We start from the raw sequence: 14242 nt of genomic DNA, 5'->3' as shown, positions 1-14242 counted from the left end.
CAGAATTTAATTTTACTTATTATCCTGCTTATTTCGTTTTATCATAATCTGCTCTTGTCTCCAAGGTAAGTGATTCTGTATCGCAATCCCAGATGCTTACATAATTATCTGAAAGTACTATATGTGTGTCCCATCCGGCATATTGTGCATAAAGCATCAACGTACAAATATCAGTAGGCGTAATAAAGTCACCTGTTTCAGGAGCATGAGAGTGAACAGAGACTACGGCATCTTTTCCTCCGTCAAAGTCGATAGGAATTAGATTTCTGTGAATTTCTTTTTTCTCTTTCACATTGTTTTGTTCGTCAAACGTTAGCAGATAATCGTTTCCGAAGAGCATTACTCCGGTAACCTTTGGAGCGGTTAATACATATACTCTCTTTTCTCCGTTGCGGATATAGGGGATAAGATTGAAGCTTGTATTGCTATATGTCTTGAATAGGACGCTGTCTTCCTGTATTTCGGCTAAAGCTTTTTGCCGTATAGTAAACAGCAGCTTTTCATCTTCCCTGAAGTCTCGTTCCTTGAAGTCTATAGTTGCTGTTTCTACTATTTTAATATCTCCGAACGAAACGACTCCGATTACTTTTGGGTTTGCGCTTCTTGAAAAGAACAAACACTTTGCAGTTCCATTATCAATATAGGAGAAATATCCACCGATCCGCTCTTTCTCTTTGAAGCTTTTTGTAAAAATATCTGTCCCATGCCATGCTGTTATTTCGAGCCGGTAAAGGTATTTTCCTTCTTCTGTAATTTGCTCGGCTATCTTTTTTAGGTCTATATTCTGACTAAAAACATTAGCTGATAAAAGCAGAAGTATAATTGTGATAAGTTTCTTCATTAATTATTTTCTATAATATTCTTTACTAATTCTTCGTCTGCAATATAGGGTATTGTGATATGATAACCATCATTGTGAGTCTCATTAAAAGACTCGCAAGTTTCGATTGCATGTTCGTTTCGTGCCCACGAACGGCGTGCTACTCCACCCATCACGTCCCACAACATAGATGAACGTATAATTTCGTCAATTCGTTCACTACCATCGCAAACTAATCCAAATCCTCCGTTAATGGCTTTGCTAATGCCAACGCCTCCACCATTGTGAAGCGCAACGAGGCTCATTCCCCTTGCTGCATTTCCGGCAAAACATTGTACAGCCATGTCTGCCATTACATTGCTGCCATCTTTTATATTTGCTGTTTCCCGAAATGGAGAATCTGTACCGCTTACATCATGATGATCGCGTCCTAACATTATCGGGCCGACTTCTCCATCTCTAACCAGTTTATTGAAACGCAAAGCAATATTCATTCTTCCTAGAGCATCTTGATATAAGATACGTGCCTGTGTACCAACTACCAGTTGATTTTTTTCAGCTTCGCGAATCCATTCGTAATTGTCTTTATCTTGTCCTCTTCGTGTAGGATCGATACATTCCATTGCTGCATGGTCTGTTTTGATGAGGTCTTCGTGCTTTCCGCTGAGGCAAACCCAACGGAAAGGTCCATATCCATAATCGAACAATTCGGGTCCCATGATGTCTTCCACATACGAAGGCCAGATAAAGCCATCTTTTTCGTCGATGCCATTTTTAGATATTTCTTTTATACCCGAGTCGTATATTGCTTTCATGAAAGAATTACCATAATCGAAGAAATATATACCTTTAGCAACTAGTTTGCGGATAACTTCAAAATGACGTTTAAGAGAATCGTTTACTCGCTTGTGAAATGTTTGCCTATCTTCTTTTAATAATCTTGTCCTCTCTTCAAATGATATCCCAACAGGGCAATAGCCGCCTTCGTATACTGCATGACAGGAGGTCTGATCTGAAAGTAGGTCTATGTGAATTTGATTTTTTTCTGCATACTCCAGCAAATCAATAATATTGCCATGATAAGCTATGGAACAAGGCTTTTTATTTTTTTGAGCTTGTTTAGCCATATCAAAAGCTTCTTTTGCTTCGGATATTATATGATGTACCCATCCTTGTCTGAAACGTGTTTCGATACGAGAGAGATCTACTTCAGCTACAATAGAAACAGCACCCGCTATATCAGCAGCCTTGGGTTGTGCTCCACTCATGCCTCCCAACCCTGATGAAACAAACAGATAGCCTCCCAGGTTCTTATCTTGAGGAATGCCTAATTTTTTGCGTCCGGCATTTAGTAATGTATTGAATGTGCCATGTACTATACCTTGTGGTCCTATGTACATCCATCCTCCGGCTGTCATTTGCCCATAGTTGGCAACACCCATCTGTGCGGCAATTTCCCAATCAGCCTGATTGTCGAACATGCCCACCATCATGGAATTTGTGATAATGACTCGCGGAGCATCAGGCTTCGATTTGAATAGACCAAGAGGATGTCCGGACTCAATAACTAAGGTCTGATCCCTTGTAAGTACTTCAAGATACTTTTTAATCAATTGATATTGCATCCAGTTTTGACAAACTTGCCCTGTTTCGCCATACGTAACCAACTCGTACGGATATAATGCGATATCGAAGCAAAGGTTGTTATCTATCATTACTTGAAAGGCTTTTCCTTCAATACAGTTTCCTTTATATTGGTCGATAGACTTCGGGAAGATGTCTCCCTGTGGACGGAAACGGTATCCATAGATGCGTCCCCGGGTTTTGAGCTCTTTGAGAAACTCAGGAGCTAAGGTTTCATGTAATTCGACGGGAATATATCGCAAAGCATTTTTAAGTGCTGTTATTGTCTTAGCAGCACTGAGCCTAAAGCCCCTATCGGGTGCACGGCGTATCCCTTCAACAAAAGACGGATATTCGGGTAATCTATTATCAAGTCTGATGTCCATGATGTTTGATTCTTGGTTACATCTCTCGAAGATAAGATTTATATTTTTATCCTAAAATATATTGAGTATATTTCTCAATATGTTTTACGACAAAATATCAATGTTTGTAAGTTAAACAGTGAAAATCGAATAGGTCTGAATATTCTCAGCGTCTTTTGGTCTACCTGTTGTTGTCAAAATGTCAGACGTATTGCTTCAAGCTTTGCAGGAAGTCTGATAAATTCACATCTCTATCCAGATCCATTTTCTTTCGTAATCTGTATCTGTTTACTTCTACACCCCGTATCGATATGTTGAGCAGTGGCGCTATTTCCTTCGAGGAAAGGTTCATATTGAGGTATGCACACAATATTTTATCATTGCGTGTCAGATTAGGGAACCGTTCGTCAAGCAGTTTGAAGAAATCCTGATGTATCAGGTCAAAGTTTGATTGGAATATTTCGAAGTCAGTGTCATGCTCAATATTGGTATTGATCTGACTGATTAGGCTCATGACTTTTTGTTTGATTGTACTTATTTGTTTTTCTTCATCAATGGCTTTGGATATATTTAATGCGTTTCGTTTCACATTTTCGAGCATTTCATTTTTACGGATCACATTCAGCATATAACCATTTAGCTCTTGCGTTTTATATTTCAATTCATTTTTCAGATTCTCGTTTTGTAGCTCATATATTGCTTCATCTTTCAGCTTTGTTTCTTCTTCATAGCGTCTGGTTTGAGCAATTAGCTCCTCGCCCTTCTGATGTATAATTTTCTTTTGTTTACTGATTGTTTTTTTATAGATGATAAGTATTAAAATCACTATAGCTAATGAATAGAGCAAGTAAGCTAGTACCGACCTGTACCAAGGGGGGTGGACTGTAAAACTAAATGACGTAATGCTCGAAGAATCGGGGTTGCCATCAATAAATGCTTTTACCTCGAAAACATATTTACCCTCGTGGAGACCGGTGTATTCTTTAACAGTATTGGTCGAGGGGATACTCCAATCGTCATCTATTCCTTTCAGCCTGAAGCTATATAATATATCTGAGGAATGATCGTAGAAGGTTGCTGCAAAATTTATTTTTATAGAATTTAATGAGTATGGCAATGAAAGTCTTTTTTCGCTGCTGCCATAGCTTAAGATACTGTCGTTTTTACTACAAGTTATTTCTCGGATGTAAGTATTTATAGTTGAGAATTTACCATTTTTTCTTGACATGTCTATTCTTGCAAAGGCATTATCGACGGCTACAATTGCAGTTTCGGGATCGATCATGTTTATATTTTCATAGCTGTCTATCAGTTCGTTCGAAAGCCCCCAGTTATGTATATATTCTTGGTATTTACCTTCGCTATATGCTAAAACTTTTAGATTGCGATCGGCAACAAACCAAATATTTTTGTATTTATCTAGATAGAGAAATTCATAATACTTTGGTCCTTCCAGCATCAACTCGAGTTGAGTATAATGATCGAACGAGTCGGTTATCCGGCTATATTGGAGTATTCCGTTGCGGGTACATATAACCAGGTTGTTCTCTATCTTCCTGATAATAATATTGGAATCGAAAGCATTATTGTTTAGCGTATAGGTCTTGTATCGGATTATTTTTTCAAAATTTTTATCGAAGGTTAGTCGGCGCATGGTACCATTCGCATTTGCTACCCAAAAATTATAGGGCTCGTCATCTTCTATAAATCCTCGGAATGAGTCTCTAAATTCAGGGATTTTATGTGAAAACATCCAACGTCCATTTTCCCTCTTCAGAATACAGAATCCCGAATAGGTAGCAACCATAAGCTTATTCTTGTCTTCGCTTAGGGCATGAGTTTCCCAAGCTCCTAGAAGGTCTATTTTGTACGTCTCTGTGGGGGTTATTACCATTATACCATTATCCCCCGAACTAAAGAGCGTATTATCTATTATGTTGGTAGACCAGATTTGCCCTTCCGAGCCTTTTATTAATTGATACCGATTATCTTTATCCAGCTTATAAAGAGCCTGGTTAGTCCCAAAATATAGTTCATTATTGTACATCGCGCTACTGTATCCTGTGCCGATCGGTGATACTGTTGCAAATAATGGACTAATTGGAGAATTGAGGCTTATATAGCTTATTCCTTTATCAAGTCCGAGCCATAAGTTTTGATTACTATCAAAAAAACACCCTAAAACTGTATTATTCTTTAAGCCACTATTAATATTAAACTCTTCTTTGTAGAACGGATCTTTTAGGTCGAATATGATGACGCCGTTTTGGACTGATCCAATAGCGATTTTTGATCCTGATATGGCTGTGCTAAATAATTGATTCTTCTGTATGAAGCTATCAGCTATGGAGTTAATTTGTTGTATGTTGCTTTTATTTAACAGATATAAACCTTTCTTCGCCGATGTTACTAATATATCTTTATTGTATGATAATAGGCTTACAATTTTATGCCCACTCAATGGTTCGGATGCTTCCAGAAATGTTAGTTTGTTATTCGAGTTTAGATAAAAGATTCCATTCGGTGTTGCCAGATACAATGTTCCTTCATGTAAAAGAGAACAGTCTATTTTTGTATCGGAATCTATCATGCTGACATTTCCTACCTTCTTGTGGTATATATGGATATAACGTTCACTTATAAAGTAGATCACATCTCCCCCATCCTCTATATTCCAAACTTCTCCTCCCCAATTTTTTGATTTGTCTGATAGGGAGCGGTATGTTAGCTGACCGATTGCATTTGGTTTAAAAAGACCAAATTCGGAACTCCCGCCAATATATATATTGTTATCAATAATTTTAATAATTCGTATCACATTATTTCTTATTGGATATGATGTCCAGTTTACTCCATCGAACTCTAACAAGCCATTTGAGTTTGCCGAATATATCCATCCTTTGTCAGATTGTGTTATCATCCAGTTCTGAAATCCGGCTTTGTATTGGCTTCGTTCATAATTCGTGATTTTACGTTGCCAGATAGACGTGGAATGTGCAGGAACAACTAGTGATATTCCAATTATTACTGAAAATATAAAACATAGTATGTGTTTATTCATCTTCCCAACGATGTGTTTATCATATGATCCATCGAGTTGCGCTACTACTGGATAAATCCTCTTATATATTTGAATTTAATTTTTATTGTTATATTTTTTTATAAAATATGGTTAACTATCGAAATTTCAAATGGGCAGTTGATATCATATGAAGTTAATGTTTTGTTCCGGATACCTACATTTATATTCCTATTGGTATCAAATATACAAATATAATTATAAAAAATGGGTGTAAAGTTTGTTTTTGTTATAACTATCATATATACAGTTGTTTTTGTTGTTTTTGTAGTAATGGAAATGTTATATATTGAGTTTAAATTGATTAGAAAAAGTAATGAATAAATTTTTAATATTACTACTTTTTGAGATTTTTAAAATTGGGTAAAGAATTATTATTTATATTATTTTCGGGAGACTTGGCGATACTTTTTTTGATCTATGGGAAATTATTCAATTCTTGTTAAATTTCATATGTGTCTTTTATATAGACAATTACATTTTATATGTAGTATTAATGTAGTGTTCAATTTAGCTCTTTTTTGAGTTTTTGTTGTAGTGAAAATATGTAAAAACAAAAACTTGAGCCTTATTTTTGTATTAACAAATAAAAACAAGAGTTGCCTATTTCTCTTACATGTTAACTTTAATTATACATAATCCTAAATCTGATCAATAGTAGTTCTAAATCTAATCTAATTACCTTATTTATAAATCCAAATCCCCCTAATACATATATTTATATGTAAAATTTTATAAAGACCTAACAAATATGAAAAATATTTTTACTTGAATTATTTTCAAATAGTTTAAAATTTTCATAATCAAATGATACGGAATCGTAAATATTTAAGCTTTTTGGTTTTTTAAGGGAAAAGAAGCCGCCCTGTTACTAAAAGAATAAAGAGGTTATGATTCTTATATATTTAACTTAATCTAACTAAACTAAAAAAACTTATAGACATGGCTAACGAAAATCTAGTATGAAAAACATGAACCGATTGCATAAGAGTGAGAAAAACAAACAAACTTATTTCATTATATCATAAGATAAATACAATTTACTTCATTTTACTAGAGAACTTATTTACCGATTTCATAAGTCTATATACAAGACTCTAGAAAAATACGAATCATCTCACTTCAGTCAAAGAATTTATAAACAAAACAGAATTTAGTAGCATTAATCAGCAAATTGAATTCAGCAAAATTAATTAAGCATGAGAAAAATTTTGTTATTATTATTAACATTATCCTGTTACATTCAATTGTTTTCACAAGAGATTACAGGAGTAGTTTCTGACAATACAGGAGAACCGATCATCGGAGCCACTGTTGCCCTTAAGGGTAAAACGGTTGGATCATTGACCGATATTGACGGAAAATATTCAATCAAAGTTGACAATAGCAACGATGTGCTTGTATTTTCCTATGTAGGGTATATCCGTCAGGAAATAAAAGTAGGAAATCAGAAACAAATAAATGTTGTTCTGATCGAATCGGCAAAAGAACTTGATGAAGTTGTTGTTGTTGGATATGGAGTACAGAAAAAAGCTCTGTTAACGGGAGCTAATACGAATATAAAAGGAGATAAGATAACAGAAGTCAAGCCGACTACAGCTATGGAAGCTCTCCAAGGTGTAGCACCAGGGCTTAGCATTACACGTAATAGTGGAGCACCTGGATCGGGAACAAAAGTTACGATTCGTGGTATGGGTACCATTGGTAATTCCGATCCTCTTTACATCGTAGATGGTGTAGCCGTAGGGGGGATAGATTATCTTAGCCCGTCTGATATTCAGTCTATTGATGTATTGAAGGATGGAGCTTCTACAGCTATTTATGGTTCGCGTGCGGCGAATGGTGTAATTCTAGTAACTACAAAAAGAGGGGAGAAGAACTCTTCTCCAACAATAAGCTATGATGGGTATTTCGGTGTCCAAAATATTTATAAAAAATTACCCGCTCTGAATGCTCAGGAATATATGTATATTATTGATGAAGCGCGTTCTAATGAAGGGCTTCCTCTTTTCGATTGGAAGAATAAGATGATAAATGATAATACATATTTGGACAATACTAATGTTTTTGCCGGAAATGTAGGTAAGCAGTATGGCCAGTATATTTGGGACAGACTCCAATCGGGATGGAAAGGGACAGACTGGGTGGATGAAATCACTCAAAAAGATGCACCTGTTCAGAGCCATACAATCAATATTACCGGATCGGGTACAGATGTTGTTTATGCTCTTGGATTTTCATATTATGACCAGAAAAGTATTGTTGGAGGAAATGTGACGGATGCCGGCTATAGGCGTATTACCGGAAGGATGAACACCGAATTTACTTTATTAAAAAGAGGTACTAAACCAATGTTGACAGTAGGTGAAAATGTAACTTACACAAATACTATAAACAGATCTGTAGCCAATGGTAATATCTATTGGAACGACTTGCATGACGCTTTAGTTTCTACACCATTAATACCGGCATATTGGACAGAGAATGAGAATATATTGCCAAAGACTTGGGGTTATGGACCTGCTCTTGAGGGTATTTCTGCTAATCTTATAAATCCTTTAGCAAGAATGTATTTCCGTCACCAATACAATGCAGGAAGTGGTAACACAATTGTAGGAAACGTTTTCGCAGTATTTGAGCCAATGGATGGATTAAAGTTCAGGTCTTCATTTGGTGTTAATTCATGGTTTGGTAAAAGCAGGTCGTACGCTCCAATTTATATGCTAGGTAAATTTCAAGAGAATACAACGGATGGTATTGACCAAGGTATGAATATGGGAGCAGCAACAACATGGACCAACACTATATCTTATGAAACAAAAATAAATGATCATAAAATCAGTGGATTATTAGGTACAGAATGGGTCAAAAATATGACCAATACAGAACTTAATGGTCATAAGTCTAATTCAAAATATCCGGGCTCATTCGATCATGCATATTTAAATAATGCGGAAGTTCCGACGACTGTTTCTCAAATATCAACAACAGGTGCAGACTGGTGGGCTCAAGGAGGTGGACTATTCTCTTACATTGGCCGTTTAAGCTACAATTTCAAAGAACGATACATGGTTGACTTTACATTCCGTGCTGATGGTTCTTCCAATTTTGCTCGCGGTAATCGCTGGGGATACTTCCCGTCTGTTTCGGCAGGATGGAATTTTACGGAAGAAGAATTTATGCAATCAACTTCATCATGGTTGAATTACGGTAAATTAAGAGCTAGCTGGGGACAGAATGGTAATGAAAGTATACCAAACTTTGTTTATTCTTCGAATATCAGATATGTAGATAATGGTTATTATTTTGGTTCAAACAAAGAGGTGCCATCTGCAGGAGCACTTCCTGCAAATGTTCCTAATCCTGATATTAAGTGGGAAACCTCAGAACAGGTTAATGTCGGTTTAGATACTAGATTCTTGGCCTCTAGGCTTGGATTAACTTTCGACTACTATGTTAAAACTACTAAGGACTGGCTCGTTCAACCTCCGATTTTAGGTACAAATGGAGCAGATGCTCCATTTGTAAATGGTGGTGATGTCCGTAACTCTGGATATGAGATTGCTTTAAACTGGAACGACTCTTACAATGACTTCAAATATGGAGTTACTCTAAGTGGAGCTCATAATAAAAATGAAGTTATTCGTATAGCTAATGCAGAAGGAATTATTACCGGGCCTGTTGATGTTCTTTCACAAGGGACTTCGTATATCTCGCGTATAGAAGTTGGTCATCCGATGGGATTTTTCTATGGCTATAAAACTACAGGGATCTTCCAAAACCAACAAGAAGTAGATGCGTATGTAACTTCAAAAGGAGTACCAATTAAGATAGGTGGAGATGAAGAAAGTGTTGCTCGTAAGCCGGGAGACGTTCGTTTTGTTGATCAGAATGATGATGGAATAATTGACGAAAAAGATAAGGTGATGTTGGGGAAATATCAGCCTGATTTTGAATTAGGTATACAATTGAATGCAGAATATAAAGGTTTTTATGTAAACTCTACATTAGTAGGAAAATTTGGTATGCAGGTAATGCAGTCTTATCGTTCGTTTGCTGATAGTCCATGGCAAAACTATACAACTCAAATTTTTGACCGTTGGCATGGTGAAGGAACTTCTAACAGGATACCACGATTGACTTATACTACCAGTGCAAATAATATGTTAATATCAGATATATATATGCATGATGCGGACTATTTGAGAGTAAGTAATCTAACCCTTGGATATCATTTCGACAAACTGTTGAAGAAAACCAATTTTATTAAGAGGGCTTCCGTATATGTTTCTATTAACAACTTATACACCTTTACTAAATATGATGGTATGGATCCTGAAAGAGGTTGGTCTGGAAATGATGCAAAAGATAATGGTATATATTATAATTATGGATGGGCTGGAGGCGTAGATTTAGGATTATTCCCTCTTCCTCGTACAGTAATGTTTGGTGTTAATATAACTTTATAATTATTGAATATGAAAAAAATAGTATATATAATATATGCTTTATTGCCTTTTTTTATTAGCTGCGAAGATCAGCTAGATACAAAAAATCTCTATCAAAAAGACTTGGACAGTTTTTACAGTTCACCTAAAGATATAGATGAGGCAATGAACGGAGTTTACAGTGCACTTTATGTTGATGGTGTTTTCAGTGAAGAGCATTGTGCTGCAAACTTATTAGATGACTGTATGTTGGGTGGAGGAGGCCCTGACGACGTAAATGCTAAGAATGTTGATGATTTCAAAGATCCGGTTGAAGATACCTACAAATCACTTTGGGTAGAAACATACAATGGAGTCTATAGAGCGAATGCCATTATTGAAGCAGTTCAATCCAAAGATTTCTCTTCTTATTTTAAGACTAAAGAAGAGACAGACGAATTTTTAAACAATACTTTAGGCGAAGCTTATTTCATGAGAGGGTTCTTGATGTACAGAGCTGCCAGATTCTTTGGAGGAATGCCTCTAATTCCTACAACAAAAGCTGACCGTAAAGTACCTCGTGCATCTTTTCAAGAGACATTCTCGTTTATTGCAGAAGATTTTCTTAAAGCTATAGAGCATTTGCCTCGGATTAAAGGCACTGATCTTCCGTTGGAAGACTACGGACATGCTAATCTTTGGGTAGCAAAAGCTTATCTGGCACGCACATATCTTTTTTATACAGGTTACATGACTAATATAGAAGGTACTGCAACCAACGACATCCCTCTTGCCGAAGGAAGTCTGACAAAAGATAAAGTGGTAAAAGAACTTGAAGATGTAAGAGATAATAGTGGCTATGAATTAACTCCTGATTTTAGAAACTTATGGCCGTATGCTTATGTAAATGAAAATGCAAAGAATTTTGATCCAAAATTTGATTCCCAAAACCCTCCATTACCTTGGGCTGATAAACTTGGACTGAAATGGGTTGGACAAGATGGACCAAAATCAACAATAGGTACAGGAAACAAAGAGGTAATGTTTGCTTTGCGTTATGGTTTGGCAAATTGGAGTATTGGTCAAAAATACAACAACCGTATTCCTTTATTCTTCGGTATTCGCGGAAACTCTATGGTGCCATTCGGTGAAGGATGGGGATGGGGAACCATTCATACTGCTTTCTATAATTCATGGGCAGACGGAGACTTACGCAAAGAGGCTTCTGTAATAAACCTGTCTAAGAAAAGCTCGGATGATGGAGCAGCAAATTGGCAGAGCAGTAAAGGAGATCAAGAAACAGGTCTTGTAAACAGAAAATATACTACTCTCCAGCATAATGGAAAGCGAGGTAAAGATGAAGAAAGTATCAAAGGGATGTTCTACTATTTATACAATATGGTGAATGGAGATCCAATGCAGTTGTGGGCTGCACAGGACTTCTATTATCTAAGATTTTCAGACATTTATTTAATGCACTCTGAGCTTACTGAAACAGCTGATGGTATAAACAAGGTACGTGCTCGCGTGAGTTTACCTCCTGTTGCTTATTCTCTAGATGCACTTAAAAATGAACGTAAATATGAGTTCGCATTCGAAGGGCTTCGCTGGTTCGACCTCGTTCGTTGGGGAGATGTAGCGAAAGCAGACAAAAATTATTACGGTACAGAGATTGATGTGAATAACTCGGGAAGTACAGGGAAATATAAAGTAACTTACCGTACTGAAACTAAAGGCCTTGTTACTATACCTGAATCTGAAGTACGTCTGTCAAACGGAGTTTATACACAAAATCCGGGATGGTGATTTTTAATACAATAAAAAATAGAAAAATATGAATATAAATATTTTTAAAGGAATAAAATCAGCTTCTATACTTTTTTTGTTGATTTTCATATATGCTTGTTCTCCTATTGAAGATAGGGACGAATTAAGTAATAGTTTCTCTGCGGACAATATTGTTCTGGAGGCAACTCAATCTACTCCCGGAGGCAACAAAGTTTCTATAAAAATGGCAACCAAGGGAGTTACCGGATATTGGGATTACATACTTAATCAAAAGTATACAGATGAGATTAAGGATATTATATTCCCATTTACTGGAGAACATACCCTATCTTATTATGTAACTACGCCTTATATATCGTCAGGTGTTGATAATCCGGAGTATATCAAAAAGACCATAAATATTAAGATCACACAGCTTGATACTCCTCTTCCTGAAGCCTATTATGCTTTGGTTGGAGAAGATCTGAGCGGTAAATCATGGGTTTTTGACGGAACTTTGGGAGATAATAAAGTGTGGTGGGCAATGACAAATCCTGAAAATTCAGGAGATATCTGGTGGAATGCAGGGGGCATAAATCAAGCTACTCCTGAGGGGTATACAGGACATATGACATTTGATGTTACTGGAGGGTTGAATTTTACGACTTATTTATCACCAAGCGACGTAAGCCCGAAGAAAGGTTCGTATACTTTCAATGCCGATTTTACGAAACTTTATATCAAAGGAGAAACTAATATTTTGGGATCAGATCATACTAACTCACGTAATAATAAAGAGTTCCAAATCCTCGAGCTAACTAGTACCAGATTGGTATTATGGGTACCACATGCTTTGGGAGGAACTGGCTGGATATGGGCATTTAAACCACAAGAGAAGAAGTAAGTCTCAGACTTTTAAGATAAGAATGGAATGAGAATAAGTTGATAGAAGCCTGTTTTCGGGTATAGCTTGAAAGCAGGCTTCTTATTCTTTATATATTCTAACTCTAAGATCCTCCTATTTTTTTAGAAAAAGCGAATAATAATGATAAGATATTATATTACACTACTAGCAATAATACCCATATTTCTTTTTGCTTGTGGAGATTCAGAGAAAGATCCCGCACCAGTTACTGTGTTTGATATAACATTTGAGCCGACTCAATTGACTTTTACAAGCGATGTTGGAGAGAAAGAAATAATAATAAAATCAAACAGGTACTATACAATTTCGTCGAACCAATCGTGGTGTACAATCACACCTACGGTAGGCTATGCCGATGAGACTACAACTATAAAAGTAAATGTAACAACCAATAACACGACATCAGAACGTACAGCTACCTTAACCTTTAGTAGAGGTGCTGACAAAAAAGAATATATCATCAAGCAAGAGGCAGGTAAAGAAGTCAATTATGTTCCTTCGGGATACACCCTTGTTTGGCAAGATGAATTTAATGATCCAAGAACAAATGAAGGGAAAGCAGTCCTTCCCAATTCAACCGAATGGTTTTATGAAACGGCTGCCCCGGGTTGGGTAAACAATGAGTTGCAAACTTATATTGCAGGTCATAGAGGAACAGATACCTGTGCCATGATATACGATGGTTCACTGAAAATAATTGCTAAAAAGATTGGAAAAGAGATATTATCTGCTCGTGTGAATACAAATAAAAGTTGGCAGTACGGATATTTTGAAGCACGATTGAAGCTTCCGGGAGGAAAAGGTACTTGGCCGGCTTTCTGGATGATGCCTAAAAATTTCACGGCTTGGCCCGATGATGGCGAAATTGATATTATGGAATATGTAGGTTATCAAAAAGATGTAACACACTCTGCGATTCATACTAAATCTTACAATCATAGTATAAATACCCAAAAAGAGGCAGAAAAAGCGGTTGCGGATCTCGAGACTGAGTTTCATGTATATGCCCTTGAGTGGACGGCAGATAAAATAACGACATATATAGATGGTAAAGTTGTTTTTACTTTCGAAAATGATAAAAAAGGGAACAAAGATACCTGGCCCTTTAATGCCCCGTTTTATCTCAAGCTAAACCTTGCATGGGGAGGCAATTGGGGAGGAGCTCAGGGTGTTGACGAATCAGCCTTGCCGGCTACTTATGAGATTGATTATGTAAGAGTATATCAAAAAGAATAA

7 protein-coding genes are annotated in these 14242 nt (G+C 36.5%); 4 read left to right on the top strand and 3 right to left on the bottom strand.

Annotation, left to right across the window (positions count from 1 at the left end):
* Window positions 1–28: 28 nt before the first annotated feature.
* From HMPREF9456_RS00685 to HMPREF9456_RS00675, 3 genes are all read right to left on the bottom strand, one after another.
* On the bottom strand, window positions 29–841 hold the full coding sequence (locus tag HMPREF9456_RS00685) for a hypothetical protein (protein ID WP_006841513.1): 813 nt from the start codon (window positions 839–841) through the stop codon (window positions 29–31).
* Complete coding sequence (locus HMPREF9456_RS00680) at window positions 841–2829, bottom strand: urocanate hydratase (RefSeq protein ID WP_006841512.1); 1989 nt, start codon at window positions 2827–2829, stop codon at window positions 841–843. Before HMPREF9456_RS00680 ends, HMPREF9456_RS00685 begins: the two co-directional genes overlap by 1 nt.
* Window positions 2830–3010: 181 nt before the next feature.
* Window positions 3011–5869 carry a triple tyrosine motif-containing protein gene (locus tag HMPREF9456_RS00675; protein ID WP_006841511.1) on the bottom strand — a complete coding sequence of 953 codons (2859 nt, stop codon included), beginning with the start codon at window positions 5867–5869 and terminating at the stop codon, window positions 3011–3013.
* A 1217-nt stretch (window positions 5870–7086) separates the two neighbouring features.
* Here HMPREF9456_RS00675 and HMPREF9456_RS00670 point away from each other — a divergent pair.
* The 4 genes from HMPREF9456_RS00670 (at window position 7087) to HMPREF9456_RS00655 (ending at window position 14242) form a co-directional block, all read left to right on the top strand.
* Entirely contained in the window at window positions 7087–10356 is a 3270-nt protein-coding gene (locus HMPREF9456_RS00670) for a SusC/RagA family TonB-linked outer membrane protein (RefSeq protein WP_006841509.1), read from the top strand.
* A 9-nt stretch (window positions 10357–10365) separates the two neighbouring features.
* Entirely contained in the window at window positions 10366–12120 is a 1755-nt protein-coding gene (locus HMPREF9456_RS00665; protein WP_006841508.1) for a RagB/SusD family nutrient uptake outer membrane protein, read from the top strand.
* A 28-nt stretch (window positions 12121–12148) separates the two neighbouring features.
* Window positions 12149–12985, top strand: coding sequence for a hypothetical protein (locus HMPREF9456_RS00660; RefSeq protein ID WP_006841507.1), 837 nt, complete (start codon window positions 12149–12151; stop codon window positions 12983–12985).
* A gap of 141 nt (window positions 12986–13126) precedes the next feature.
* Window positions 13127–14242 carry a family 16 glycosylhydrolase gene (locus HMPREF9456_RS00655; RefSeq protein WP_006841506.1) on the top strand — a complete coding sequence of 372 codons (1116 nt, stop codon included), beginning with the start codon at window positions 13127–13129 and terminating at the stop codon, window positions 14240–14242.

It is taken from the genome of Dysgonomonas mossii DSM 22836, assembly GCF_000213575.1.
Classification (GTDB): Bacteria; Bacteroidota; Bacteroidia; order Bacteroidales; family Dysgonomonadaceae; genus Dysgonomonas; species Dysgonomonas mossii.
The sequence above is the reverse complement of the archived record's forward strand: the minus strand, read 5'-3'. Positions and strand labels throughout refer to the sequence as shown.